At 57.9% G+C, this 26,768-nt stretch carries 18 protein-coding genes and 1 pseudogene; 2 read left to right on the forward strand and 17 right to left on the reverse strand.

Annotated features, from left to right (window positions below; all coding sequences use genetic code 11):
- Positions 1–73: 73 nt before the first annotated feature.
- Positions 74–877: a glycosyltransferase family 2 protein gene (locus BQ5379_RS03990; RefSeq protein WP_071134241.1), complete on the reverse strand. Its 804-nt coding sequence runs from the start codon at positions 875–877 to the stop codon at positions 74–76.
- An 85-nt stretch (positions 878–962) separates the two neighbouring features.
- Here BQ5379_RS03990 and BQ5379_RS03995 point away from each other — a divergent pair, with 85 nt between their 5' ends.
- A complete protein-coding gene (locus BQ5379_RS03995; protein WP_071134242.1) occupies positions 963–2,579 on the forward strand; it encodes a S41 family peptidase in 1,617 nt (538 codons plus the stop codon).
- Positions 2,580–4,109: 1,530 nt separating this feature from the next.
- On the opposite strand, the gene BQ5379_RS04000 is transcribed toward BQ5379_RS03995, so the two are convergent.
- The 8 genes and pseudogenes from BQ5379_RS04000 to BQ5379_RS04035 all read right to left on the reverse strand — a co-directional run bounded on the left by BQ5379_RS04000 (position 4,110) and on the right by BQ5379_RS04035 (position 14,318).
- Entirely contained in the window at positions 4,110–4,556 is a 447-nt protein-coding gene (locus BQ5379_RS04000; RefSeq protein WP_071134243.1) for a V-type ATP synthase subunit K, read from the reverse strand.
- 138 nt (positions 4,557–4,694) lie between these two features.
- Positions 4,695–6,518, reverse strand: coding sequence for a V-type ATP synthase subunit I (locus tag BQ5379_RS04005; RefSeq protein WP_071134244.1), 1,824 nt, complete (start codon positions 6,516–6,518; stop codon positions 4,695–4,697).
- Entirely contained in the window at positions 6,515–7,111 is a 597-nt protein-coding gene (locus tag BQ5379_RS04010) for a V-type ATP synthase subunit D (RefSeq protein WP_071134245.1), read from the reverse strand. The genes BQ5379_RS04005 and BQ5379_RS04010 overlap by 4 nt, the downstream gene beginning before the upstream one ends.
- Before the next feature lie 175 nt (positions 7,112–7,286).
- Positions 7,287–8,600: pseudogene (locus BQ5379_RS04015) on the reverse strand (V-type ATP synthase subunit B); the annotation flags it as partial.
- 6 nt (positions 8,601–8,606) lie between these two features.
- Positions 8,607–10,367: a V-type ATP synthase subunit A gene (locus tag BQ5379_RS04020; protein WP_071134246.1), complete on the reverse strand. Its 1,761-nt coding sequence runs from the start codon at positions 10,365–10,367 to the stop codon at positions 8,607–8,609.
- A gap of 678 nt (positions 10,368–11,045) precedes the next feature.
- On the reverse strand, positions 11,046–12,044 hold the full coding sequence (locus BQ5379_RS04025) for a DUF2764 family protein (protein WP_071134247.1): 999 nt from the start codon (positions 12,042–12,044) through the stop codon (positions 11,046–11,048).
- Positions 12,045–12,095: 51 nt separating this feature from the next.
- Complete coding sequence (locus BQ5379_RS04030; RefSeq protein ID WP_071134248.1) at positions 12,096–12,713, reverse strand: hypothetical protein; 618 nt, start codon at positions 12,711–12,713, stop codon at positions 12,096–12,098.
- Between the two features lie 114 nt (positions 12,714–12,827).
- Positions 12,828–14,318, reverse strand: a complete 1,491-nt coding sequence (locus tag BQ5379_RS04035) for a DUF4301 family protein (protein WP_071134249.1) — start codon at positions 14,316–14,318, stop codon at positions 12,828–12,830.
- An 86-nt stretch (positions 14,319–14,404) separates the two neighbouring features.
- On the opposite strand from BQ5379_RS04035, the gene murB reads away from it, so the two are divergent.
- Positions 14,405–15,421: a UDP-N-acetylmuramate dehydrogenase gene (murB, locus tag BQ5379_RS04040; RefSeq protein ID WP_071134250.1), complete on the forward strand. Its 1,017-nt coding sequence runs from the start codon at positions 14,405–14,407 to the stop codon at positions 15,419–15,421.
- Between the two features lie 546 nt (positions 15,422–15,967).
- Here murB and mtaB read toward each other — a convergent pair.
- From mtaB to hydG, 8 genes are all read right to left on the reverse strand, one after another.
- Positions 15,968–17,317, reverse strand: a complete 1,350-nt coding sequence (gene mtaB, locus BQ5379_RS04045; RefSeq protein WP_083377573.1) for a tRNA (N(6)-L-threonylcarbamoyladenosine(37)-C(2))-methylthiotransferase MtaB — start codon at positions 17,315–17,317, stop codon at positions 15,968–15,970.
- A gap of 493 nt (positions 17,318–17,810) precedes the next feature.
- The gene (locus tag BQ5379_RS04050; protein ID WP_071134252.1) at positions 17,811–18,677 is read right to left on the reverse strand and encodes a bifunctional 5,10-methylenetetrahydrofolate dehydrogenase/5,10-methenyltetrahydrofolate cyclohydrolase; all 867 of its coding nucleotides are present in this window, start codon (positions 18,675–18,677) and stop codon (positions 17,811–17,813) included.
- 307 nt (positions 18,678–18,984) lie between these two features.
- The gene (gene ffh, locus BQ5379_RS04055; protein WP_071134253.1) at positions 18,985–20,331 is read right to left on the reverse strand and encodes a signal recognition particle protein; all 1,347 of its coding nucleotides are present in this window, start codon (positions 20,329–20,331) and stop codon (positions 18,985–18,987) included.
- 73 nt (positions 20,332–20,404) lie between these two features.
- Entirely contained in the window at positions 20,405–21,451 is a 1,047-nt protein-coding gene (locus tag BQ5379_RS04060) for a glycoside hydrolase family 18 protein (RefSeq protein ID WP_083377574.1), read from the reverse strand.
- A 292-nt stretch (positions 21,452–21,743) separates the two neighbouring features.
- On the reverse strand, positions 21,744–23,543 hold the full coding sequence (gene argS, locus BQ5379_RS04065; protein ID WP_071134254.1) for an arginine--tRNA ligase: 1,800 nt from the start codon (positions 23,541–23,543) through the stop codon (positions 21,744–21,746).
- A 225-nt stretch (positions 23,544–23,768) separates the two neighbouring features.
- Entirely contained in the window at positions 23,769–24,161 is a 393-nt protein-coding gene (locus BQ5379_RS04070) for an ExbD/TolR family protein (RefSeq protein ID WP_071134255.1), read from the reverse strand.
- A 6-nt stretch (positions 24,162–24,167) separates the two neighbouring features.
- Positions 24,168–24,866 (reverse strand): MotA/TolQ/ExbB proton channel family protein, encoded by a 699-nt coding sequence (locus tag BQ5379_RS04075; protein ID WP_071135539.1) that lies wholly within the window; start codon positions 24,864–24,866, stop codon positions 24,168–24,170.
- 418 nt (positions 24,867–25,284) lie between these two features.
- The gene (gene hydG / locus BQ5379_RS04080; RefSeq protein WP_071134256.1) at positions 25,285–26,703 is read right to left on the reverse strand and encodes a [FeFe] hydrogenase H-cluster radical SAM maturase HydG; all 1,419 of its coding nucleotides are present in this window, start codon (positions 26,701–26,703) and stop codon (positions 25,285–25,287) included.
- Positions 26,704–26,768: the final 65 nt, after the last annotated feature.

A 26,768-nucleotide genomic window follows, 5' to 3' on the forward strand; every position in this document is an offset into this window, starting at 1 on the left:
GCCCCGTCGGAAAAATCCGTTTATACGTCCACCGCGGCTGCCGACCGTTCCGAGCTCAGGAAACGCCCCCCGGTTACTGCAATTTCGACACCGGTTTGCACGGGCGGTATGCCGGGCGCCTCAACAGTTTGTCGAGCAGCATGCCCCACACAAAACCGACGTGAGCCACACCGGTGCGCCACAAGCCGTAATGGTGCCGCATGATCCGCCACCGTTCGCGCAGGCTGGCCCGGCGTCGGCGCGTCGAGACGCCGCCCGTCGTGAAACAACTCAGGATCAGCCCCGTGTCAACGATCCGTTCGGCCCGTTTCAGGCATTCGATCACCCAATCGATGTCAGCCGCCAGCCGGTACCGTTCCGTATCATAAAGCGGCGCGATCGACCGCCGCACGATAAAGGACTGGTGGCACACCACCATTCCCCGCTCCAGCGACCGCCAGGTCAGTCCCCCCTTCGGAAGCCGCTTCTTGCGCAGCCCGAGCACCTCGCCTTCGGGACTCACCACCAGCGTTTCGCCGTAATAGATGTCGGCCGGCCCGACGCTGGCCACCGGAGAGTCCGCCCCGAAAATACGGGTCAGCACATCGGTCCGGAACACCGTGTCACCGGCATTCACGAACCACAGATAGTCGCCCGTTGCGGCACGGATTCCCTTGTTCATCGCGTCGTAAAGCCCGCTGTCGGGTTCGCTCACGCCATACGAAATCAACTCCGCATAACGTTTCATAACCTGCGGCGTCGAATCGGTCGAAGCTCCGTCGATCACCAGCACCTCCAACTCCGCAGCCGAACGATCCAGCGCCGCAAGATTCGCCAGCGTCCGTTCGAGCTCCGCCGCTGCATTCCAAACTACCGTGATGACCGAAACTTTAACCATAACGTAAACGGGATAAATCGGTGCAAAATTACTATATTTGGCGCGACTTCGCGCCATTTGCGCAAAACAACCTCCACGAACCGTCATGAGCAACTACAAAACCTCCATACGCATCAGTCTGTTTATCGTCACCGCCCTGCTGATCGGCGCCGCCCTGGGCATCATGCTCGAACGCGCCGCCCTGCGCGACACCTACACCGAAGTCCGCCGCGGCGACAAACTGAGTTGGGCACTGAGCGAAATCGAAGAACGCTACGTCGATCCCATCACCCGTGACTCGCTGGCCGAACTGACCCTGCCGCTGCTGCTGCAGGAACTCGACCCCCACTCGGTCTACATTCCCGCCAGCGACTTCGCCGCTACGAACGAACCCCTAACCGGATCGTTCGACGGAATCGGCGTGATGTTCAACATGCTGACCGACACCGTGCAGATCACTAACGTCATCTCGGGCGGCCCGAGTGACGCGGCTGGTATCGTGGCCGGCGACCGGATCATCACCGTCAACGACAGCCTGATCGCCGGCGTGAAGATGGATCAGGACAAAGTGGTCAGCATGCTGCGCGGCGAACGCGGCTCGAGCGTCAAACTCGGCATCCTGCGTGCCCCGTCGAAAGAGTTGCTGCCCATTACCGTCGTCCGCGGAGCCATCCCCCTGAAGAGCCTCGAAGCCGCATTCCTCGTGCCGGGCCATCGCGACATCGGCTACATCCGCTTCGGCCGTTTCGCCGCCTCCACCTATAACGAAGTGCTGGCCGCCTTGATCCGGTTGCGCGAACAGGGAGCCCGTAAAATGATCCTCGACCTGCGCGGCAACGGCGGCGGCTACCTCGACCAGGCCATTTTCATCGCCAACGAATTTCTGCCCAAAGGACGTAAGATCGTCTATACCGAAGGCAACGCATCGCCGCGCGTTGACCAGAACGCCGACGGACGCGGACGCTTCCAGGACGTCGATCTGGCCATCGTGATCGACGAGAACTCGGCCTCTGCTTCTGAAATCGTCGCCGGAGCCATCCAGGACAACGACCGCGGCGTGATCGTCGGTCGTCGTTCCTTCGGCAAAGGACTCGTTCAGGAACAGATACCCTACCCGCTCGACGGCTCGGCCATGCGACTGACCATCGCCCGCTACTATACGCCCGTAGGACGCTCGATCCAGAAACCCTATACGCCGGGCGAAGAGGAGGAGTACGAAACCGAGCTGCTGCGCCGCGAAGCCCATTCCGAACTCTTCACCGCCGACAGTATCCACATGGCCGACTCACTGAAATTCGTCACCCCCGGCGGTAAGATTGTCTACGGCGGCGGTGGGATCATGCCGGACGTCTTTGTGCCGGTCGACACCACCGGGCTGACCCCCTACTTCATGAAACTCTTTCAGAAAAACCTGATCTTCCGCTACGCCAGCCAGACTACCGACCGCTACCGCAGCCAGATTAACGCTATCAAGAGTCTCGACGAGCTCGACCGTTTCTTTGCCGACAAAAACCTTTTCTACGACTTTGTGGCCTATGCCGAGCGTCAGGGCGTCCGCCCCACCGAATCGGAAATGAGCCTGTCGCGCCCGCTCATCACGGCCCAAATCAAAGGATACATCGGACGCAACACCTCGCTCGACGAAACGGCATTCTACTACTACATGCTTCCGGAAGACAAGACCCTGCTCCAGACTATCGAAAGCCTCAGCAAGGCCCAGTAACGGAATGCAGAGTCCGGGGGGGGAGGAAACTGAGAGAGGAACCGAGAGAGACTGAAAGAGAGTAATAATGACCGAGAGGGCGACCGGGACGACTCTTTATTAGGAGGTTAGGACAACGGTTTTTCACAGTCTGACTAGAAATACCCTCTCACGGCCGATCCCTGTTGAGCGTAGGCTTTTCCCATCGCGCCACTTATGGTTTCCGGTATCACTCTGTTTATCAAACAGACACGAACCACCGCACTTCACGCTTTTTAATCTGAAATCCATACGCCGGGCGCCTGTTCGTTTGGAGAATAGGCGCCACTTGTATAATATCGTAAATACCCTTTTTTTACCACAGCATCTCACTCTTTTCGGATCACATTTTATTGTTGTTCTAGTCCAACTCCTCACATGCAAGCAGGCAAAGTTACAGTCTGCCTGCAACAGACGGATTTCCTAATACAGTATTTGGAAGAAGCATACGACCGGCAGCCATGCCGGACGGGTGGAGTATCTCCTAGCCATGATCGAGACCCTGACCGCGCCGGACGAAGTGTGGCTCAATACGAAACGGGGGAAAGCGTCTACGATAATTATACCTTGATTCGCTATTATCGAGATTCGGTTGTTGTCGTATGCTGTAAAATTGCAGGTGGGAAAGTAAATGAAGTCCGGACCTGGTTCCCTTTGATGGCAAAAAAAGCGTACAGGCGAACCACAGGAGGGAATTGTTAATCTATAACAAAAAGACCTCGGAATAACCGAGGTCTTTGCGAGCTGACTTGGTTTGCGCTGTTATCGTGTCAGACTTTAGTCGGTCCCCATCGCTCGCTGGGTGCTGGCCGATTCGATTAACCGCAAACGTTCGCTTATTGCAAATATACAAAACCTCAAGAAACATCACTAAAGTTACTTGGAGTACAACAAAAAAGCCTCCGAATAAATCGGAGGCTTAGATGAGTTCATAATCCCCTACGCTGGTTCACCAGCCGTCTCAGGCACCCATCACTCACAAGGGTACGTAAGCACTTACACCCGCAGGGAAATCACTTACTGCAAATATACGAAACTTCGGGATAAGATCACCGACAAGATACTAATATACAATAAATAAAGCCTCCGAATAGATCGGAGGCTTTATGCGAGCTGACTAAACCTGCGCTGGTGATCCAGACTTCTCAGTCCCCATCGCTCGCTGGGTGTTGGCCGGTCATTAACCCACAGGTTTTCGCTTACTGTAAATATACGTAAATTCGATACAAAATGGGAGACTTTGAAACCTTACGTCGAAAAATAGCCGTCGCCTCAGAGCGAGTGCAGCTGAACGACACCCGGATCATCGCCGAAACGGCGACCGAATATTACAAGCAGTGATTCACGACCAAATATCCATTATTTCACACCCCATATGCTTACACGGGGCTGCATCCATAAAGAACGAGTACACCTATTACCTTCATAGAAATTTATCCCTGTAAAAAATTGGGGTCTGCCCTCATCAAAGGACAGACCCCGTCAAAAAGTTGTTTGTTTATCTTATCTAAATTAAATAGCCGTGCTGATGAAGAAGACGGCAGCCACACCGAGGATGGCATAGAGTTCCGGGAATGCCAGCAGGATCAGTGAGTTACCGAACACGTCATGACCGTTACCGATTGCCGTGATGGCGTTGGCAGCCACCTGGCCCTGACGATACGAGCTCCAGAGGCTCACCAGTCCCAGCGCCAGACCGCCACCGAAGATAGCGGCTGCCTGTGCCATGGTGATTTCGGGAACGAGGAAGCCCTTGAGCAGGAAGTAGCCCAGGAAGCCGTACAGACCCTGAGTCGAAGGCATGGCGCAAAGAATCATGTAGCTACCGAAAGCCCCTTTGTTCTTTTTCATGGCTCCCACTGCGGCGTTACCGCTGATGGTCGTGCCGTAGCAACTTCCGATACCCGAGAAGACCAGCATGATCGCGATCCCGAGATAAGCAAGCAAGATTGGTTCCATAATTGTTTTCTGTTTTTTGGGTTTTTATTTGTTTGTTTAATTTTTCATTTCGTGCAACGGGTCGGGAGTGGTTCGATTCCAGGAGTCGGAATAACGCCGACTCACCCGGAACCTGCCTCCCCGCACTCCCCCGGTGCGTTACTTTTCGGCGTGTTTGAAGGGGGTGAATTTACGCCCACCGCCTTCGAAGCCGGCATTCTTGTAGAACTCCACGAAGGTCAGACGCACCGGATGGACAAAGGCGCCCAGCGCACTGATAAAGATATTCAGTCCGTGACCGATCAACAGGATCACGGCCATGAAGATCCAGCTCAGTACGGGGATATTGCCGCTCAGACCGACTGAAAGCGCGTTGAACACCTGCCCGATGATCGCACCGCAGAGGCCGATGGCGAACAGCCGGACGTAAGAGACGAGGTCGCCGACCACGCCGGTTGCCATTTCGTAGCAGCTGTACAGACCGGCCCCGACGTTGATAAACGGGTTTTTGTGGGGCGAGTTGAAGAAGAAGATCAGCACTCCGGCGATGGCGAGCAGCACGTAGAAAAGGATGCTCGTTCCGGGTATTACGCCGAGCAGCACCAGAATACCGCTGATCATCAGGATGACCCACCCAAGCGTCGAAAGCCCGTAGAGGAAGCTGCCATTCTGTTTGGTACGGTTGAAGATGCGGACGATCTGGCCGAAGAGGATCTGGGCGGCACCCAGTCCGACAGCCACGTTGAACATGTTGTCGTTCGACACAAAATACTGTTTGAACTCAACGAGCGCAGGCATCTTGGCCAGTTCGAGACCGAAAAGGTTTCCGGTGAGCAGGCCGAAGAAGACGGCCGCAATGTTCAAGAACAGGGCCAGCCAGGCGAAGTCGCGGAACTTGACCGGGATCTTGCGCCACAGCAGTACGATCGCCAGGATGAAGAGCAGCCCGTAACCGGCATCGCCGAAACACATCCCGAAGAAGAGCATGAAAAAAGGCGCAAAGAAGGGCGTCATATCCAGCTCGTTGTACTTGGGCAACATGTAGAGCGATCCGATCGGTTCGAACAGACGGGCAAAGAAGTGGTTCTTGAGTTTGATGGGCGGATTCTCTTCGGCTTTGGCCTGAGCCGATTCGTAGATCACGCCTTCGGCATCGAGGAAGGCCTCGACCTGCTGCCGGTTGGGAGCCACGGACCACGCTTCGACGATTTTGATGGTTCCATCGGCGAAGGATTCACCGGCATTGACCGCATCGTCAAACATGACCTGGTCTTTCATCTTCAGGTAGTCGGCCCAGATGGCATCGCGCGACAAAGCGGCACGGGCCACCGTGGCCTGCTGTTCGGCCTCCTCCTTCAGGTAACCTTCGATCTGGGCCTCTTTCTGCGAGAAACTCATCTCGGGGGCTTTGAGTTCGACCACGGCACTGCCCAGGTCGAGCGGTTCGGGGAGGGTGCCGACGGGGGTCGGCTGAGCCACGACGAAGTAGGTCTCTCCGCCGGCGGTCTGCGCTATGACCTGAATGGCATAGTCACGTTCCCACTCGGAGTTGTACTGTTTGGTGGCTACTTCGAAAAAGCGCAGCGCGATACCGTCCTGCTCGCGCAGACGTTTGATTTCGTCGGGATCGAATTCACCCCACAAGGCAAGTTCGTCGAGTTCGGCGGTCGCTTTGGCACGCATCGTTTCGAGTTGGTCGATGCGTTCGGCGGCCGCTTCATAGGCTTCGACGGCCTGGGCTACGGTGTCGAACGGCGCTTCGGGACTCTGCCCATCGCCAGCCTCGGCAGGCTTGATGGAGCCCAGACGCTGCCAGACGGTCCGATAGCGATCCGACTCGGCCACCAGGTCACGCACCTGTTGGGGTGCGTCCCAGTCGCGGAGCGTGATATCGACCATGCCCAACTCGCGGAGCTTTTCCATAAAGGGCTTCACATCGCCGTGGTACAACAACAGGTCGTACCGTATCATCGGTTCTATCATATCGCTGCCTCCGCTTCAAGTCTGGATTTAACAATCTTTTGCGACGATTTGGAGAGGTTCTCCTCGTCTTCGAGGAAGCGTTTGATCTTTCGGATCGCTTCCTGATAGCCCGGGATCTGCACCTTTTCGTAGAGGTTCACCTTTTGGGTGGTTTTTTTGCGGGCTTTTTCGAGCAGTTCCATCTTCCGCTGGTAGAAGTCGCTCTCGACGCCCAGGCGGGCCAGCTCCTTGAGAATCCGCACCCCGTCGGCAATCCACAGCGGAGCGCTGAAGAGGTTGTAGGGTTTCTCGATGTACTGGATGTCCTCCAGCACGGGGATCTGGACGCCGGCAATCTTCTGGGTGCCGAATTTCACGTCTTTGACCTCGATCAACGAGCGGTCGAACTCGCCCCACAACTGCACCATGTAGTCATACTCGGCCATGGTCTTGTCCAGTTTCGCCTTGAGGCGGGTCATCTGGTCCTTGGCCTTTTTGACCTCGGAGCGCAGGGCGGATTCTTTGCTCTTGATGGTGGGCAAAGCCTTCTGCCGCATGGTGAGCTGTTTACCCAGCTCGCCGAGGGCGGTTTTGTTATATTGAAATTTTATCATCTCTCTTCCCTGGTTGTTATCCGTCATTCGGGGCAGACCGCGGCGCGCGACGACGGGGGTTCCGTCCGGTCACGCCCTCCGGTCGGGTTCTGCCGGACGTTTAATTTTCGGGAGCGGCTTCGAGCGCATCGCCGGTCTTGGCGGCCGCTGCTTTCACATTGCGCCCGGCATCCACTTTGGGCCAGTATTTCTTGAGGATCGACTCTTTGATGGCCACCTCGCTGGGCGAGAAGTATTTGGCAAAGAGTTTCCACGCGGTATCGAGCATCTGGTTGATGTCGATGTTGATGTCGATGGCCAGCAGCTGTTCGGAGTACTCCTTGGCGAAGGAGAGGGTACGCTGGTCGTAGTCCGAGAGGTCGAAACCGTTTTCGAGTTTGGTGCGGGCGTTGGCGGCGTCGGAGTAGAGACGCACGGCAGCGTTCATCACCTGCGGGTGGTCTTCGCGGGTCTTCTTGCCGATCACGAGCTGTTTCAGACGCGAGAGCGAACGGAACGGGTCCACGATCACCTTCCCGATTTCGGCGTCGTTACGCAGGAACAACTGACCTTCGGTGATGTAACCTGTGTTGTCGGGGATGGCGTGGGTAATATCGCCGTCGTTCAGGGTGGTCACAGCCAGAATGGTGATCGAACCGCCGCTGGGGAGCTGCACGGCCTTTTCATAGATCTTGGCCAGGTCGGAATAGAGCGAACCGGGCATGGAGTCTTTCGACGGGATCTGGTCCATACGGTTCGACACGATGGCCAGCGCGTCGGCATAGAGGGTCATGTCGGTCAGCAGCACGAGCACCTTCTCGCCTTTGTCCACGGCGAAGTATTCGGCGGCGGTCAGCGCCATGTCGGGCACCAGCAGACGTTCCACCGGGGGATTGTCGGTCGTGTTCACGAACGAGACGATACGGTCCAGCACGCCGGCGTTGTCAAAGACGTTTTTGTAGTAGAGGTAGTCGTCGTTCGTAAGGCCCATCCCGCCGAGGATGATCTTATCGACCTGCGCACGGAGGGCGACCATGGCCATCACCTGGTTATAGGGCTGGTTGGGGTCGGCGAAGAAGGGGATCTTCTGTCCGGACACGAGGGTGTTGTTCAGGTCGATACCGGCGATACCGGTGGCGATCAGTTCGGAGGGTTGCTTACGTTTATAGGGGTTGACGGTCGGACCGCCGATTTCGCGTTCTTCGCCTTCGATCGGGGCACCGTCGAGCGGCTCGCCGTAGGCGTTGAAGAAGCGCCCGGCCAGTTCGTCACTTACCTTGAGCATCGGGGGATGGTGCAGGAAGACCACTTCGGCGTCGGTCGGGATCCCCTCGGTTCCGGAGAAGACTTGGAGGGTCACGCTATCGCCGGCCACCTTCACCACTTGCGCCAGACGTCCGGCCACGGTGGCCAGTTCGTCGTTGGCGGCGCCTTCTGCTTTCAGGGTCACTGTGGCCTTGGTGATGGCCGACAGTTTGGTATATATTTTCTGAAATCCTTGAGTCTCCATATCCTGTTAGTTCTGTTGTTCTTTAAGAATATCCTGCACGGCGGCGTAGTGACGTTTGAAGTCGTCGCTCTCGAAGGCGGAGAAGTTCATCTGCCGCAGTTCGTTGATCAGACGTTTATAGTAAGTCACACACGCTTCGAAGTCGTCGAAGTGGAACGTGCGGCCACAGATGTCCATCACCAGATTGAACATGTAAACCTGACGCTCCATCGGGCAGTTGGCGTCGGTGGGGTCGAACGAGTCCTGCTGCAGGATGATGAAGTCGAGCAGTTCGGATTTCCAGTAACGGTCGTGATACTCGACGGGCACACCGTCGTCGCCCAGGATGTTGATCTGTTCGAAGGCTTCCTTACCGCGCTGCACCATCGATTTGGAGGCGAGCACTTTGGTTACCCAGTCGTCGCCGTAGTTTTTGTCGAGGTACTCGATGATTTCGGGATATTCGAGGTATTTCGAGTAGCTTTCGAGGGGGTCGATGGCGGGGTAGCGTTTGGAGTCGGCACGTCCCTGCGAGAGGGCGTAGAAGCATCGGGCTGCCTTTTTGGTCGACTCGGTCACGGGTTCCTTGAGGTTACCGCCAGCGGGCGATACGGTACCGATAAAGGTGACGGAACCGGTCTCCCCGTTATTGAGGAAGACGAAGCCGGCACGGGCGTAGAAGTTGGAGATAATGGCCGAGAGGTCCACCGGGAAAGCGTCCTGACCAGGCAACTCTTCCAGACGGTTACTCATCTCACGGAGGGCCTGTGCCCAACGCGAGGTGGAGTCGGCCAGCAGCAGCACTTTATAACCCATGGCGCGGTAGTATTCGCCGATGGTCATGGCGGTGTAGACGGAGGCTTCACGAGCCGACACGGGCATGTTGGAGGTGTTGGCGATGATGGTGGTACGCTCCATCAGTTTACGGCCGGTGCGGGGGTCGTCGAGTTCGGGGAATTCGACAAAGGTTTCCACCACTTCGTTGGCACGTTCACCGCAGGCGGCCACGAGGATCACGTCGGCATTGGCCTGTTTCGAGATCCCGTGCTGCAGCACGGTCTTACCGGCACCGAACGGGCCGGGGATAAAGCCGGTACCGCCTTCGGCGATGGGGTTGAAGGTGTCGATGGCGCGGAAACCGGTCTCCATGGTTTTGAAGGGACGCGGTTTATCCTTGTAGGCCGTAACGGCCACCTTCACGGGCCATTTCTGGATCATCGTGATGTTGTGTTCGCCGCCGTCGGCGTCGACGATCGTCGCGACGGTATCGGTGATTTTGTAGTTACCGGCGGGTGCGATCCACTTGAGCCGGTAGGTTCCTTCCATCTTGAAGGGCACCATGATCTTGTGCTGTAGCCATCCTTCGGGCACCCAGCCGAGCCAGTCGCCGGCGCGCACTTCCTGATTTTCGGCAGCCACCAGCGGGGTGAAATCCCACCGGGACTCGAAATCGAGCGGGTCGTTGTACTCGCCGCGTTTGAGGAATACGCCTTCCATGGCTTTGAGGTCGTTTTGCAGACCGTCGTAGATGCGGGTCAGGATACCCGGCCCGAGGGTCGCTTCGAGCATGTGGCCTTCGAATTCGACGCGGGTTCCGCCGCGCAGACCGCGGGTGCTTTCGAATACCTGTACATAAGCGTTGTCGCCGTTCACTTTGATTACCTCGGCCATCAGCCGGACACCGCCGTCCATCAGGATGTAGCAGATTTCGTTCTGCGACACCGGACCGGAAGTCTTGACTGTCACCAGGTTGGCAATGATGCCGATTACTTCGCCCGTTGTTTTCATTTATGGTCGTTTTTACTTTTTGTTGTCGTTTGCTTGTTGTATGCCTCACGCGGGGTGAGGCTTCCGCCTCGGAGAGACGCTCTGTGCCGAAGCAACAGACAGGCTCCGGAGGTTACCGGTTTGTCGGGAGCAGCGGTTTGAGCCCAAGAAAGATCTGCATCGGGTACCGGACGGGATTGTATCTCAGCCGTAAATCGCAGGTGCACGCCGGACAGTTTCGCGGGCCTTATTCTACCTCGCCAGCCCTTTCCTGCACCCTCCAGCCTTTCTCCACCAACCCCATCCACTCTTCCCCTCACACAATTTCGCTGCCTTCTAAAGGCTTGCCCCTTCCACTCGGCAACTTCCACTGCTCACACGGGGTATTCCCTCTTCAATGCCTTTTCGGACCATTCTCCAAAAGCCTCTCCGTTCACCAGTCCCCTTCTCGCCGTTTTTGGTTGGCCCCACACGTTCACCCTCTCTCACTGCATTCATCTCGAATGACTGCATGCCTTGCGGCTTCGGACATCCCCCACGTCAGCTTCAATCCCGTACACATTGCCGTCTGCATTGTTTTCCTCCGCACCACGCACCTCTGCCCTCTCGTCCCTTTCACCTTCTCCTTCTCCGTGGCCTCCCCTCTCTCGTCCCCCGTACGGCCGTCTTTATTACCGGCCCACCGGGGACAGACAGGGATTAGTATTGAACTCCGACGGACGCTGCGATCTTTTCGGGATCGGTCAGTCCGGACACCATGTCGCGGAAGTTCGTGCGTCCGCGTTCGGTGTCGAGCGAAGCCCAACGATGGAGGATATTGAGTCGGATCAGGTAGTTCATGACGCGTCCGATGCCGAAATAGTCGTGTTCAGCCAGGGAGTCGGCCATGACACACCGAAGTTCGTCCATCTTGCGTTCGCGTTCCACGAAATCTTCGGTGTCGAGTACCTGAAGCAGGGGTTCGGTATAGATAAAGTGATCTTTCAGCCCGAAATCGGCAGCCTGACTGTTGATCAGGGCTTCACGCACTTCGCGGTTTTCTTCGACGATCATCGACTCTTTGGCTTCGGCCGGGAGTCCGAGCTGACGGGACTTGTAGGCAGCCACGATGTTCCGCGTCATGCGGTCGCAATCGGCCCACATGCGCAGGTACAGAGGCACGGCTCGGCGGGGACAGAGGTCCGAGAGCGAAAATCCCTTGCCGTCCGACACGGCTCCGCAGGTTTTGTAGAAACTGAGGTAGAGTTCGCGCTCGAGGTCTTCGATAGCGAGCGGCGCGATCTCTTCGGTTGCAGGATTGATCTCATCGGCGTTCGTCCGGTTCCGAAACCGGTCGATCACGAGTCGCAGGGCGCTCGGTACGGCCAGTGCCTGTTCGCGTTCGGCCAGCTCTTCGGGCAGGAGCTGCGACGCTCCGTCCTGCCCCTCCACGGTGCGGTCGACCAGCAGGGCGATATCGGCCGGGGTGAGGTTGCCGAGTTCGTTGAAGGGGAGTTTGGTCCCTTTGATGTATCCCACGATGTTCTCTATATCGTAGTAGGTATAGAGCAATTCCACCGCTCGTCGATCCTGGGGCGAGAGTGCGCCCATGATCTGCTTTTTGATCTCGGGAACGTCGATGCGCAGCCCCCCGGTGACGATGCCGTCAATATCGAAGGGGTACTCGGGCAGTCCCGCGACCAGATAATAGTATTGCATACGTCTGATTTTACTGATGGGTTTGGATGGTCGGGTCCGTGCGCGAGGCGCCTATTTTGCAGCCTCTCCGTAGAGCAGTTGCGCCACTTTCGGACGCAGGTAGGACTGGAACAGGGCGTCGAAATCGGCGTCGGTGAAGCTGACGTAATAGCCGCCCTCTTTCACCTGGATGCGGAACGGTACGCGCACTTTGGCGTCGGTGATGACTTCGACTCCACCGTCGGCACCGAGACGTTCGGCGAGGGCCTGTTTGACGGCTTCGACGAGTTCGGCTCCGCGGTTTTCGGGCAGTACGACGCTCAGACCTTTATCGGTTCCGACGGCTTGCACGGCCGTAACGGCGAGGTTTTGGATGAAGCTGTTGTCGCGCCATGCTTCGGAGACTTTGGGCGAGAGGACTTCCAACTGTACCATTCGCTCGATCTGCTGACGGAGTGCGCTTTTGAGCTGAGCGGCCACGAGCTTCACTTCGTTTTCGGTGTTGGTTTTGAGCTGTTCGGCACTCTTTTCGGCCTGTGCAGCGATGGCCCGGGCTTTGTCCTGCGCTTCGGCTACGATTCGTTCGGCATCGGCGTGGGCTTTGGCCAGAATGGCTTCGGCTTCGGCACGCCCTTTCGACAGCCCTTCGTTATACAGTTTTTCAGTCAGTTGTTGCAGTTTGTTTTCCATGACCCCTGTGGTTTATATTTTTTCTTTCTGAAGGTTTCTTCCGATGGTTTTCCATCCGGCGCCGCGCGGGTCCGTCGTGGACAGAGCGGCGACACTGTACGGCGAAAACTGAGCTTATTGGTGTTGCGGACGCAGCAGATCGGCTACGGTTTTGACCGGGGCGAAGGTCGTGATGGGCACTTCGACGAAGACGGTCGTCCAGTCGGCCATTGCGCCATTCCAGAGTCCGGGCAGTTCGAGTGCCTTCAGACTGCGACCCTCTTTACTTTTTTCGGAGATAAAACCGGTTTTCTTGTCGATATATTGTGTGAGATCGAACTTTTTTCCCTGGAAATTCCGAACGGCGCACACCAGGTCGACCGGATTGAAATGCGTACCGCCTCCCATCAATTCTTTGCGCACAGCGGGATCGATCTGCGACGATTCGGCGATCTGAAGCGAGAGTGCGCCGGGGATTCCGAGCGAGGTCTGTGCCCAGAAGGGGCCTCCGCCGGGTTCACCTTCGTTGCGCACCATACCGCACACGCGCAGCGGGCGGTCGAGCACGCGACGCAGATCGGCCAGCGTCGGTTGCGCATCGGCCGGGAACCGGTAGCAGAGTTTCTGTTCGATAAACTGGCGCACGTCAGCCTGGAAAGCGGCGTCGCTAGCCTTTTCACCCCCTCCGTCAATGGTTTTGAGGTAAGAGAATATCTGCTGTTGCAATTCGAGAGCGATGGCAGCCAGCGCTTTCTTATAGAGGACGGTATCGCCTTTCAGATGATCGGGAACCACGTTGTCGACGGTTTTGATAAAGATCAGGTCGGCATCGATACGGTTCAGGTTTTCGATCAGCGCGCCGTGACCGCCGGGACGGAACAGGATGTCGCCGGTTTGGGCATCTCCCTCGCGGAAGGGGGTATTGTCCGGATTCACAGCCACGGTATCGGTCGAGGGCTCCTGTATGGAGTAGGTTATTTCGTATTCGACTCCATATTTGGCCGAGAAGGCTCCGATGCGTTCATCGACCAACCGTTTGAAGTCGTCCATGTGTTCGGGCGACACGGTGAAGTGTATACGGGCGGGATTGCCGCCGTAGAGGGCCACTTCGACCAAGTGTTCTTCCATGGCGGTTCGTCCGCCATTGGCGTATTTATGGAATTTGATGAGTCCTTTGGGTTTCTTGCCGAGGCCGAGACCGGTTCCGGCCGCGGGATCACCTTCGATGATGGCTCCGATCACGGCTTTCGGATCTTTCATATTGATGTTCAGAGCCGCCAGATCTTCATAGAAGGCAAATTTTTCCAGCCCCGAGAGAACGGTTTCGATCATGGTGCTGGCTTTGTTTTCGCCCACGTATTCATACAGATCCTTGAACATGCGGGAGGCCGCACCGGAGGCGGGTACGAACTTTTCCACCGTCAGACGGCATACCGACTTTCCGTACATGGCGGCCAGTTCGACGGCCTTTTCGGGATCGAGTTTGACGATACCGTCGGCGACCACCGCAGCCCGGTCGATCGTCAGGTAGGGGAAGCCCGTGCGGAACGCTTCCAACTGTTCTTCGACCCGCGCCGGCTCTATGTTTCGGCTGGTCAGCTGTGCCAAATCTTTCTGAGTAAACATAGCTCGAAAATTCGATGGTGATAACAGAGTTTAAAGTTAGGTATTATTTTTAATTTTGTGCAAACAATCCGACTCGAAGCGACAAGATGACCAATTTTATCGACAATTTCGCACTTCGCTCCTACAACACGTTCGGCCTCGAAGCATCGGCCCGATATTGGGCCGAATTCCGCTCCACGGACGAGCTGCGTGACATTCTGCTCACCTGCCGCGAACGCAGCCTCCCCTGGTATGTGCTCAGCGGCGGCAGCAACATTATCCTGACCGGAAATTTCCCGGGCGTCATCATCCACCCGGCCGCAACGGCCATCACCCGCCCCGAACCGACCCTCGTGCGGGCCGAAGCCGCCGTGGTGTGGGACGATCTGGTGGCATGGACGGTGGAAAATGGACTGGGAGGACTGGAGAACCTGTCGGCCATTCCGGGTCTGGTCGGCGCGGCGCCCGTTCAGAACATCGGCGCCTACGGGGCCGAGGCGAAAGATACGATCGAGACGGTCGAGTATCTGGATGCCGAGACCCTCGAAACGGTGCGTCTGTCAGGTTCGGAGTGTGCGTTCGGCTATCGCGAGTCGATTTTCAAGGGAGCATTGCGCGGCCGTGCGATCGTCACGGCGGTGGAATTCCGACTCACGCCGGAGGAAATTGGGAAATATACCTATAATATAGGATACGGAGATTTACACAATCGGGTGATGGAACTCGGCGGCCCCACGCTGGCCCACATTCGACAGGCGGTGACCGCCATCCGTAAGGCCAAACTGCCCGACCCAGCCGTTACGGGCAACGCCGGCAGTTTCTTCAAAAATCCGGTCATCCCGGTCGCACAGGCCGCTGCACTGCGACAGCAGCACCCCGACATGCCGGGCTACGACTGCAACGGCGGAACGGAGGTCAAGGTGCCGGCCGCGTGGCTCATCGACCAGGCCGGCTGGAAAGGATTCCGCTGCGGCACTGTGGGCGTTCACCCGCGTCAGGCACTGGTGCTGGTGAATCTGGGCGGCGCTACGGCACAGGAGATCCTGAACCTGGCCCGCCGCATCATCTGCGACGTCCAGCAGAAATTCGGGATCACCCTCTCCATGGAGGTCAACGTACTCTGACCTTCGCTGCCAAGCTACCACCGTTATCCGGCGGTCAGGCACACCTGCGGGGCACCCTTCAGGCCGACACTCCAGACAGTCTGACACCCCGTTCCGATCGATACACCATTCAGGAAAACACCCCCGCCGGACTGGCATATCCTTCGCACCGGCACACCATGTCAGACCGGCAGCCTTTTGGGGACAGGTGAGACAAAGGGGTAACTCGTCTATAAGCGACCCGCAACAATAACAAAAAACTGTTTCAACGGTTTATCAACACAGCAGGAGGGATTCGCCCAGAGCGAATCCCTCCTGATAGATTTTACCGATAAAAGACCCGAGGCGGAACCCATGCTGCAATCCCCATCCTCAACCAACGAGTCCGATAAGAGTTACCAATCCGAACTTGGTGGCAACCACTTCCACCGCACTTCCCTCGCGCTGACGCCTCGCCTTCCTTGCACCACTGCGGAATCATCCGCCGTATCACACCACGAGTCCGCTACCCGGCCCGTCCATCGTTCCTCACCGCCACACGCGATCTCCCCGCCACCTCAGTAAAGTCTATTCAACGACCCGCCCGATCATAAATTCATCGCCGCCGGCATAACCCGACGCCTCGGGGGCAGCGGAGGCCAGTTGCCCCAGCTCGACCGGAACCACCCGATTGACCCACTCGCGCCGGTAGGGCACCACCACCCGGATGTAGTTATCCGTGAAACCGGCCATTCGTCCGCCGCGGACCGTCGATTCGAAGAGCACCGACCGCACCGTTCCGGCATAGCGGGCACAGAATTCGGCATGAAGCCGCGCCGACAGTTCGCCCAGACGGGCCACCCGACTAGCCGCCACATCGGGCGGCACCTGATCGGGAAACTCCGCAGCGGGCGTACCGGGCCGCACGGAGTAGGGAAAGATATGCAGATAGGCCGGCCGCACCGTCTCGGCCAGAAAACGGTAAGCATCCTCGAAGTCCTGCTCCGTCTCACCGGGGAAACCGACAATCACGTCAATACCGAAGAAGACGTCGGGCATCGCCTCCCGCACCCGCTCAATCCGCTGCGCGAAACGGGCCGTATTGTAACGCCGACGCATCTGGGCCAGAATCCGGTCGCTGCCCGACTGCAACGGAACGTGGAAATGGGGGACGAATTTCGAGGAACGGGCACAGAAATCGATCACCTCGTCGGTCAGCAGGTTGGGCTCGATGGACGAAATTCGGTAACGCTCGATCCCCTCCACAGTGTCGAGAGCCTGGATCAGTTGCAGGAACGTTTCGCCGGTCGTCCGCCCAAAGTCGCCGATGTTGACCCCCGTCAGCACCACCTCGCGAACGCCGCGTGCGGCAATCTGTCGGGCCTCCTCGACCAGATCGGCCACCGGGATATTCCGGCTGACGCCCCGCGCATCGGGAATCGTACAGTAGGAGCAGCGGTAATTGCACCCGTCCTGCACCTTCAGGAACGCACGGGTACGGTCGCCGGTCGAAAAGGCGGCAAAGAAGTTGCGGATCTCCTCCACGGCACAGGTGTGCACCTCCAGCGTCCGCTGGCCGCTTTGCAGCATGGCGACAACCTGCTCATAGAGCGATCCCTTCTCGTTGTTGCCCACGACGATATCGACCCCTTCGATGGCGGCCAGATCGCCCGGGCGGAGCTGCGCATAACAGCCCGTGACAGCAACCAGCGCGCCGGGATTTTCACGGATGGCCTTGCGGACAACGTTGCGACACTTCTTGTCGGCGTGTTCGGTCACGGAACAGGTGTTGATCACGCAAATGTCGGCCTGCTCGCCGCGTCGGGCGCGTTCGAAACCGCCCTCCTCGAACTGACGGGCAATGGTGGCCGTTTCGGAGAAGTTGAGCTTGCATCCGAGGGTATAAAAAGCGACTTTGCGTGGTGGCTGCGTTCCCATAGTGAGCGATATTTTATGCGTTTGGTGCCGCATGGGGCACCGAAAATTCGTGGTACTCGATTCATTTGCCTGCCCGGTCCGGACTGACTTCGTATAATATCGGCGCCGACAGAGCGCGTGTTTATTCAGCAATGCCGGCCTTGCAACTTACGCTCCACCCAACTCCTCAGCGCGGTCAATTTCGAAGAGGAGCTGCCTGCACGACCCGATTTTGAGAGGTGCCGCATCAGACAAACCCGACCTTCACTGCCTCAACCCCCTCCATGAAAAGTTCCCCCCGCGTGCGCAAACTTCGGCGGGAGAGAAACCTGCCCTCATCGCCCCGAGCATCCACAAAAACCGTTCCGGAGCTGCGTATGGCAACTCCGGAACGAAGAGAATTTCTGTCCGAGAACGATATGCTTCGGACGCCGCGCCTGCCAGAATCGACAGTCGGTCGGTGAACCGCGCAACAGCCACGGCCCCTACCTACCGTCCCCGGCACAGGCACGGATTATTTGGAATAGATGGCGCCTTTGGCGGCCAGCAGGGTGTTCTTCATCAGGCTGACGATGGTCATCGGGCCTACGCCGCCAGGAACAGGGGTGATGTAGCTGCATTTGGGAGCCACCTCGTCGAACTTCACGTCCCCGAGGAGTTTCCAACCGTTACGGGTCTTGTCGCTGGGCACGCGGGTAATACCAACGTCGATCACCACGGCTCCGGGTTTGACCATATCGGCGGTCACAAACTCGGCCTTACCGAGCGCTGCAACCAGAATATCGGCCCCGGCGCACACCTCCTTGAGGTTTTCGGTGCGGCTGTGGCAGAGGGTCACCGTGCAGTTGAACTCCTTGTCGGAGAGCAGGTTGGCCATCGGTCGGCCTACAATGTTGCTTCGGCCGACAATCACGCAGTTTTTACCTTGGGTCGGGATTTTGTAGTAGCGCAGAAGTTCGCAGATGCCTTCGGGCGTAGCCGAGATATAGGCGGGCAGCCCGAGAATCATGCGGCCCACGTTGACGGGATGGAAACCGTCGACGTCCTTGCGCGGGTCAATCGCTTCGATCACCTTCTGCTCGGAGATATGCTTGGGCAGGGGCATCTGGACGATAAAACCGTCGACCTGCGGATCGGCATTGAGTTTGGCGATTTCGCCGAGGAGGGCCTCTTCGGTGATATCGTCTTCGAAGCGGAGTACGGTGGAGTTGAAACCGATTTCGTTGCAGGCTTTCTCCTTGTGGCCCACGTAGGTTTCGCTGGCGCCGTCGTGTCCGACGAGGATGGCCACAAGCGTCGGTTTACGCTCCATCGTGGCGACCTCTTCTGCCATTTTGCGTTTGAGGGCGGCAGCGACCTCTTTCCCGTCTATCAGTTGCATATGTCAAATATCGTTAGGTTAGTTTGTTCTTACGCGTTCGGCCGTATGGGACCGTTCTTTCTTTGAAAAGAAAGAACCAAAGAAACTTTCCAGAGGCTGCCGCAGGACAACTGTGTTCAACTATACTCTCTTCCCCCCCAGCGGCTGCACGGAAGGCGGCGTCCCGTAGATATGTGTTCCGCGCTCGGTTTTCTCTCCCTATGCTGCGTTTGTATCCTCCGCTCACCTTGGCAAGCAAACAAACACGGCCGCACCGGTTATTTCTCAAAGGAGTTACACCCTCCGGCACAAAATCGGGAAAACGGTATTAGCGTTTGCGGCGCATCATGGCGGCGGCACCGGCCATGCGGGCCATGGCTCCGCCTCCGGCCACGAGCTTCATCATCTTACGGGTCTGGTCGAACTGTTTGAGCAGCCGGTTCACGGCAGCCACGTCGGTACCGCTACCGCGAGCGATACGTGCCTTGCGCACTCCGTTCAGAATGGCCGGATTTTCGCGTTCGGCCGGGGTCATGGACTGGATGATGGCTTCGGTCTGCTTGAAGATGCTGTTGTCCATGTCCACATCCTTGAGGGCTTTGCCCACACCGGGGATCATCGAAGCGAGGTCCTTGATGTTACCCATCTTCTTGATCTGCTGGATCTGGTTCAGAAAGTCCTGCATGGTGAACTGGTCACGGGCCAGTTTTTTCTGGAGTTTGCGGGCCTCCTCTTCGTCGAACTGTTCCTGGGCCTTTTCGACCAGCGAAACGATGTCCCCCATGCCGAGGATACGGTCGGCCATACGTTCGGGGTGGAAGACGTCGAGAGCCTCCATCTTTTCGCCCATGCTGACGAACTTCAGCGGCTTGTCGACCACCGAGCGGATCGAGATGGCCGCACCGCCACGCGTATCACCGTCGAGTTTGGTGAGCACCACGCCGTCGAAGTCGAGACGGTCGTTGAACTCTTTGGCGGTATTGACGGCATCCTGACCGGTCATCGAATCGACCACAAAGAGGGTCTCGGTCGGCTTAACGGCCTCCTTGATGGCGGTGATCTCGCGCATCATCTGCTCGTCGATTGCCAGACGGCCGGCGGTATCGATAATGATGGTATTGAAGGTCCCGCCTTTGGATTTGGCGTATTTGATCCCGTTCTGCACCAGCGCGACGGCATCGGTCTTGTTTTCGGGCTCGGAATAGACCTCGACGCCGATCTGCTCGCCGAGCACTTTCAGCTGGTCGATAGCGGCGGGACGGTAGATATCGCCTCCGATCAGCAGCACGCCGCGCCCTTTTTTCTTGAGGTGGAGGGCGAGTTTGCCGCTGAAGGTGGTTTTACCGGAACCCTGCAGACCGCTCACGAGAATAATGGCGGGATTATCTTTCAGGTTGATGGGCGTTGCTGTACCACCCATCAGGGCTGCCAGTTCGTCGTGGACGATCTTGACGATCATCTGGCTGGGGTTGACGGCCTTGATGACCTCCTGACCGATGGCTTTCTGCTTGACTTCGTCGGTGAAGGATTTGGCCACTTTGTAGTTGACGTCGGCCTCGATCAGCGCGCGCCGGATCTCCTTGAGCGACTCGGCAATGTTGATCTCGGTGATACGGCCCTGGCCTTTCAGTATCTTGAATGACCGCTCCAGGCGATCGCTCAGATTTTCAAACATGGTATTTATCTCGTTTTTTGTTTATTCTCGTATATCGGTTGCCACGGCCGGAGGCCGGACGGCAGTTGCGGGGTTACTCCTCGTCGCTCCGCATGGCATCGTAGACGGCTCGCCGCAGGGAGCCCTGCTGGTCGTCCGAAGCGTACTCCCAGTACATCACCCCGCGCAGTCCGTTCTGATGCACATAGCGGCACTTGAGCCGCAACGAACGGGGATCGTCGTACACGCAGAGCATCTGTCCGGTACTGTCCTCGACATAGGGCACGCCGGCCACCGTATCGACTACATAGCGGGCACCGGGAAAAATCGTGGTCGCCTGGGTATAGCTGACAAAGTCCGAGTAACCGAGGCGGGTGTTGGCGTGGGCGTAGAAAGGTACGCCGACAACGATCTTCTGGTCGGGCACGCCGGCTTCGCGATGGGCCGCCACAGACTGGTCGATGCTCCACCGCGCACGGGGCGAGGGATAGAGGGCCGAATGGTGCATACCGTAGGAGGGACGCCCCATATCGTAACACATCAGGTTAACGAAATCGACATAGGGCATAACGGCCGGGAAGTCAACGTGCTGAGCCGACGCAGCCGAAGCGAAAGTGAGCTGTTTTTTCTTCCCGAGCGCCTTCCGCAGTTCCCCCATCAGGCGGGTAAAGTTATCGACATCCTCGGGCGCAGAAGCGATTCCGGAGGCCGAACTGCCGGGATATTCCCAGTCGAGATCGATGCCGTCAAGGCGGAAATCGCGAACGATCTGCTGGCAATCGCGGACAAAAGCGGCACGCAGCGTGTCGTTGGAGGCCATCTCCGAGAATCCGCCGGCTCCCCATCCGCCGATCGAGAGCAACACGCGCAGGTCGGGATTCTGCTCCTTGAGCTGCACAATCTGTCGCAGATACTCGGGACGCTGGATGTTGACGCCGTCGAAGGTCGGTTTGACGGTTCCGAAGGCGTAGTTGATGTGGGTCACGACGGTCGGATCGACCGGGATGGTGGTCCCGGAGGTAACGTAGGCCAGAATCACGGGTTCGCAACTCTTCTTCCGGGCTTCGACACCGGAAACGGTCAGCCCGAGGGTCAGGCCGATCGCTGCAAGCTGGATCAATCGCAGGAACCGTTTTTTCATATCGTTCGGATTTCTATCGATGGTTCATTTTCGTACGTCCTCCCACTCTCCCTCAATCTCCTTCTCCCCCTCCATCCGCCTACTCCTCCGCTCCGCGACCTTTCCCGCTCTCTGGCTTCGGTACCACGGCGGATGGCTTGGCGACACGCGACATCGCGATGTGCGCTCCCCTTGCCATACACCCTTTTCGTGCACCACGTGCTGCCGAGCGTTCAGCAGACGAGGTGTTCGCACGTGCAAATAGGGCAAGGGCGCGAATCTTATCGGAGGGCTTTGCGGGGAGGGCCGGACACTACATCCGTTCGGGCATCTCGATGCCGAGCAGCCCCATGGCTTTGTTCAGCGTCAGGGCCACCTGCGAAGCGAGCGTAAGGCGGAACTTGCGGTCGGCTTCGGCCACGCCCTCTTTGAGGATCGGGTAGTCGTGATAGTATTGGTTGAACTCTTTGGCCAGATCGTAGGCGTATGCAGCAACAACGGCGGGCGAGAAGTCGGCCCCGGCCTGCGCCACAACGCCGCCGAACTCGGTCAGGTGTTTAATCAGTTCAATCTCTTTGGGTTCGGGCAGACGACCGGCATCGAAGTCACCGGCCGTCGTGGCGGCTGCAATCCCCTGCGCCTCGGCCCGACGCTGCAGCGAGCGGATACGGGCATAGGTGTACTGAATGAAGGGACCGGTGTTGCCGTTGAAGTCGATCGACTCTTTCGGGTCGAAGAGCATGGTCTTCTTGGGATCGACCTTGAGGATGAAATACTTGAGCGCACCGAGACCCACGATTCGCGAGATTTCGGCCTGTTCCTCTTCGGTGAGGTCATCGACCTTGCCGGCCTCCTGCGCCACGGCACGGGCAGTGGCCGCCATCTCGGCAATCAGGTCGTCGGCATCGACAACGGTGCCTTCGCGCGATTTCATCTTGCCTTCGGGCAACTCGACCATCCCGTACGAAAGGTGGAAGATGTTGTCGGCCCATTCGTAACCCAGCTTGCGCAGGATGAGTTTCAACACCTGGAAGTGGTAGTTCTGTTCGTTGCCGACCACATAGATCATGTCGCCGAAGTGGTATTCGTCGTGACGCTGTACGGCGGTTCCGAGGTCCTGCGTCATATAGACGCTCGTACCGTCGCCGCGCAGCAGCAGTTTCTGATCGAGACCGTCGCCGGTCAGGTCGGCCCAAACCGAATTGTCCTCCTTGCGGAAGAAGATCCCGGCGTCGAGCCCTTTCTGTACCAACTCCTTACCGAGCAGATAGGTGTTCGATTCGTAATAGACCTTGTCGAACGAAACGCCCATGGCACGATAGGTCTCGTCGAAACCTTTGTAGACCCATCCGTTCATCTTCTCCCACAGGGCGTACACTTCGGGATCCTTGGCCTCCCACTTGCGGAGCATGGCCTGAGCCTCCTTCATGATGGGAGCCTCGCGTTTGGCACTCTCCTCGTCCATACCGCCGGCTACGAGTTCCTTGATTTCGGCTTTGTAGGCTTTGTCGAATTCGACGTAGTATTTACCGACCAGGTGGTCGCCCTTCATGCCGGACGATTCGGGGGTTTCGCCGTTACCGAAACGCAGCCATGCGAGCATCGACTTGCAGATATGGATACCGCGGTCGTTGACCAGGTTGACTTTCATCACGTTGTGGCCGTTGGCCTCGAGAATCTTTGAGACGGAGTATCCGAGCAGGTTGTTGCGGATGTGGCCCAGGTGGAGGGGTTTGTTGGTGTTGGGCGAGCTGTATTCGACCATCACAGTCCGGCCGCTGTCGCACACGAAGCCGTAGTTGGGGGTCTGCATCAGGCTGCCGAGGCACCCGAGCCAGAAGGCGGGGTTCAGCGTGAGGTTCAGGAACCCTTTGATGACGTTGAAGTCGCTGACGGTCTCGGGACAGTTGGCTACGATCCACTGCCCGATCTCCTGTGCGGTGGCTTCGGGCGATTTGCGGCTCATTTTGAGCAGCGGGAAGGTCACCAGCGTATAGTCTCCGGCAAACTCCTTACGGGTTTTGGAAACTTGCAGTTCAGGCATCGTGGTGTTGCCGTAGAGGGCTGCGACGGCCCGTTCACAACATTTCTTTATGGTAGTTTCTGCGTTCATATCTGCTTGTGTATCGTGTTCTGATGAGGAGAAGGGGACTCTCTGATTCGATCCCTACACTCTCCGTTTGTGTTCCTATTTTTCACTCTCCGCACGTCGGACAACCGGGAGCCTCGCCTTTCATCCTCTTTCACCCTTCGGTCTCCCTCTTTCCCTCGCGGTTCGCCTCGCGTAGTTCACCGCCCCGCCGTGGAGGCTGTCGCCTCACGAGCCTCAGACAGGGGACTATTCGGGCGCGGTGGCCAGCACCAGTTTGTATTTGTTGTCGCGGGCGATGTTCATTACCTTCACCACTTCGTCGACGGGCACCGTGCGATCGCAGTGAAGCGACACAGTCGGATCCTCCACACCGTTGAGCCGTGCCTGCAACCGCGAGGCGAGCTCCGAGAAGGGTACCTGCTCCGTTTCGACAAAGTATTGCAGGTCGGCCGTGATCGAGACCGTGGTGTAAGGTTTCTCCTTGTTGGCATTGCTGCTCTTGGGCAACAGCAGTTTGAGCGCGTTGGGGTTGATGAGGGTCGTCGAGATCATCAGGAAGAGCAGCAACAGGAAGATCAGGTCGGTTTGCGACGCCGAACTTCCGCCCATGTCGATTTTGGAACCCCGTTTGATGGCCATGGTCTGCTATCGATTAATGTAGTTACCCCCGATCATCGGGTTTTCATGCGCCGTGACGATATCCATGAAGGCGATGGTGTTGGCCTCCATCTGGAAGACCAGTTTTTCGATCCGCGCCACGAGGTAGTTGTAGCCGAAGTAGGCGGGAATCCCCACGACCAGACCGCCGACGGTGGTGATCATGGCGGTGTACATCCCGCTGGCCAGGATCGACAGGTCGACCGATCCGCCGGCAGCGGCCATATCCATAAAGGCCTGCACCATCCCGAGCACCGTGCCGAGGAACCCGATCATCGGCGCACCGCCGGCCGTGGTGGCCAGGAAGGGGAGCCCGTTTTCGAGCCGCGACACTTCGAGGTTGGCGACGTTTTCAATGGCAGCCTGGATGTCGGCTTTGGGCCGACCGAGGTTCATGATCCCTTTTTCGATCATGCGTGCCACAGGGGTGCGGCGCGAACGGCAGTACTGGATGGCCTGGTCGTATTTCCCTTCGTAGATCAGGTCACGCACTTTGGTCATGAATCCGGAATCGGTTTTGCCCGACGACTGGCGGATCATCCAGAAGCGTTCGAAAAAGATGAAGATCGTAACGGCCAACAGGATCGACAGCGGGATCATCAGCCAGCCCCCGGCCAAAATCAGCGAGCCGAGGCCAATGGTTTCGGGTTTGGCCGCCACCTCAGCGGCCTGCAAAAGGATCATAATCTCAGAAAAAGTTTGATAAAAAACGTTATGCCGACAAAGATAGTGATTTTTGGCGATCTCTGCGCCTGCAAGCGCGTGTGAGCGGCCGAACCGTTCTCCGTCCCGGGCGATCTTGCTTGCCGGTCGAACAAACGCCATGTACTGCACACAGATTTACAGCCACTTGCCGGAAAATTGATTCCGTTCGACAACCCGGTCTGCACCAAAGAGTCCGGTTCGGGACATTTCGTTCTTCACAGCACATTCCGCAGCGCGCCTCGGGTCGCAGAGAAGACACCGCATCACCTCGCTCACCGTATTCCCTACCCCGCTTGATCCGCAACGCCGTATTACCCACGCCGCATTGCCCGCAACACCAGCCCTGTCACCCTACCCGCAGCACCGGCCCTGTCACCCCCCGCATCAAAATAGCGCAGCACTAAAAATAGAGATCGCGTTCGCCGGCACGCACCCGTTCGAGACGTTCACGCGTCAGCTCGGCCGAAGCGGCCGGCAGTTCGGCCAGTGCCGCCTCGATCGCCTCCCACCCACGGCGGGCCACCTCTTCGGAAGCGTAGTCCGAAAGATATTCGGCCAGGGTCAGGATAGCATTCGGGCCGCAAAAACGTTTGATAAACCCGGGCACGGAGAACTCCATGAAGTGTTCGCCGGTACGCCCGCGGCGGTAGCAGGCCGTGCAGAACGAGGGCAGATAGCCGTTTTGGGTGAGTTTGCCGATGATTTCATCCAGCGAGCGGTCGTCGTTGATGGCGAACTGACGCGTTCCCTGCTCCTCCTGAGGCTCTTCCGAGTAGCTGCCGATTTCGAGCCGCGTACCGCCGTCGATCTGCGACACACCGTAACGGATGGCCGCATCACGCACTTCGGCCGGTTCGCGTGCCGTGAGGATCAGCCCCGTATAAGGGACGGCCAGCCGCAGCACGGCAATGGCGTAGACAAAGTCCTCGTCGTTCACGGGCGACGCGGCGGGCAGCGAGGCCGACGACTCCTTGATGCGCGGGAACGAGATGGTGTGGGGCCCCACGCCGAAGCAGGCCTCGAGGTGGTTGGTGTGCCGCACGAGGGCCATGATCTCGAAACGCCAGTCGTGCAGCCCCAGCAGCGCACCGAGGCCGACGTCGTCGATTCCGGCCTCCATCGCCCGGTCGAAGGCGGTCAGCCGCCAGTCGTAATCCATCTTTTTACCCCCCAGGTGATAGTGTTTGTAGGTCTCGCGATGGTAGGTTTCCTGGAAAATCTGATACGTTCCGATACCGGCTTCGTGAACCGTGCGGAACCCCTCGACCGTGAGCGGCGCCGCATTGATGTTGACCCGCCGGATCTCCCCGGCCGGTGCCGTCTTCACACCGTAAGTGGTTCGGACAGTCTGGGCAATGAACTCAGGGTTATAGAGCGGGTGCTCGCCATAAACGAGGATCAGCCGTTTATGACCGGCGCGTTCGAGCGCCTCGACCTCCTGCACCAGTTCCTGCTGGGAGAGGGTCTTACGCACAGTCTCCCGGCTGTCTGCCCGGAAGCTGCAATAGGCGCAACGATTCGTACAGTGGTTGCCGACGTAGAGCGGCGCGAAAAGAACGATCCGATTGCCGTAGACCTCACGTTTAAGCAGCGAGGCAGCCTCCTTGACCCGTTCGCGGTCGGCAGCCGAGGCACCGAGCAACGTGGCCACCTGCGTCAGGTCGAGCCGTTCACGCTCCATGGCGTGGGCAATCACTTCGTCGATCTGAGCCGACGTGGGGTGTGCATGGTCTGCCAAAAGGGATTCGATCTCCTGTTCGTCGATAAAAGGTTGACCGATTCGGTCTTCGATTCGATATTGTTGCGGTTTGAAAATCATGGCTGTAATGAAAAAGCGGAGGCACAGACACCTTCCGCTTCGCAAATTTACACTATTTTTGTATT

It is taken from the genome of Millionella massiliensis, from assembly GCF_900104655.1.
Lineage (GTDB): Bacteria > Bacteroidota > Bacteroidia > Bacteroidales > Rikenellaceae > Rikenella > Rikenella massiliensis.

What these genes read in the sequence shown, in the direction of transcription:
- BQ5379_RS04060 (WP_083377574.1), bottom strand. Translation starts at nt 21,451, where the DNA reads ATGAAAAAACGGTTCCTGCGATTGATCCAGCTTGCAGCGATCGGCCTG.
- BQ5379_RS03990 (WP_071134241.1), bottom strand. Translation starts at nt 877, where the DNA reads ATGGTTAAAGTTTCGGTCATCACGGTAGTTTGGAATGCAGCGGCGGAG.
- BQ5379_RS04035 (WP_071134249.1), bottom strand. Translation starts at nt 14,318, where the DNA reads ATGTTTACTCAGAAAGATTTGGCACAGCTGACCAGCCGAAACATAGAG.
- BQ5379_RS03995 (WP_071134242.1), top strand. Translation starts at nt 963, where the DNA reads ATGAGCAACTACAAAACCTCCATACGCATCAGTCTGTTTATCGTCACC.
- BQ5379_RS04070 (WP_071134255.1), bottom strand. Translation starts at nt 24,161, where the DNA reads ATGGCCATCAAACGGGGTTCCAAAATCGACATGGGCGGAAGTTCGGCG.
- mtaB (WP_083377573.1), bottom strand. Translation starts at nt 17,317, where the DNA reads ATGGGAACGCAGCCACCACGCAAAGTCGCTTTTTATACCCTCGGATGC.
- BQ5379_RS04005 (WP_071134244.1), bottom strand. Translation starts at nt 6,518, where the DNA reads ATGATAGAACCGATGATACGGTACGACCTGTTGTTGTACCACGGCGAT.
- BQ5379_RS04010 (WP_071134245.1), bottom strand. Translation starts at nt 7,111, where the DNA reads ATGATAAAATTTCAATATAACAAAACCGCCCTCGGCGAGCTGGGTAAA.
- argS (WP_071134254.1), bottom strand. Translation starts at nt 23,543, where the DNA reads ATGAACGCAGAAACTACCATAAAGAAATGTTGTGAACGGGCCGTCGCA.
- hydG (WP_071134256.1), bottom strand. Translation starts at nt 26,703, where the DNA reads ATGATTTTCAAACCGCAACAATATCGAATCGAAGACCGAATCGGTCAA.
- BQ5379_RS04030 (WP_071134248.1), bottom strand. Translation starts at nt 12,713, where the DNA reads ATGGAAAACAAACTGCAACAACTGACTGAAAAACTGTATAACGAAGGG.
- murB (WP_071134250.1), top strand. Translation starts at nt 14,405, where the DNA reads ATGACCAATTTTATCGACAATTTCGCACTTCGCTCCTACAACACGTTC.
- BQ5379_RS04025 (WP_071134247.1), bottom strand. Translation starts at nt 12,044, where the DNA reads ATGCAATACTATTATCTGGTCGCGGGACTGCCCGAGTACCCCTTCGAT.
- ffh (WP_071134253.1), bottom strand. Translation starts at nt 20,331, where the DNA reads ATGTTTGAAAATCTGAGCGATCGCCTGGAGCGGTCATTCAAGATACTG.
- BQ5379_RS04020 (WP_071134246.1), bottom strand. Translation starts at nt 10,367, where the DNA reads ATGAAAACAACGGGCGAAGTAATCGGCATCATTGCCAACCTGGTGACA.
- BQ5379_RS04000 (WP_071134243.1), bottom strand. Translation starts at nt 4,556, where the DNA reads ATGGAACCAATCTTGCTTGCTTATCTCGGGATCGCGATCATGCTGGTC.
- BQ5379_RS04050 (WP_071134252.1), bottom strand. Translation starts at nt 18,677, where the DNA reads ATGCAACTGATAGACGGGAAAGAGGTCGCTGCCGCCCTCAAACGCAAA.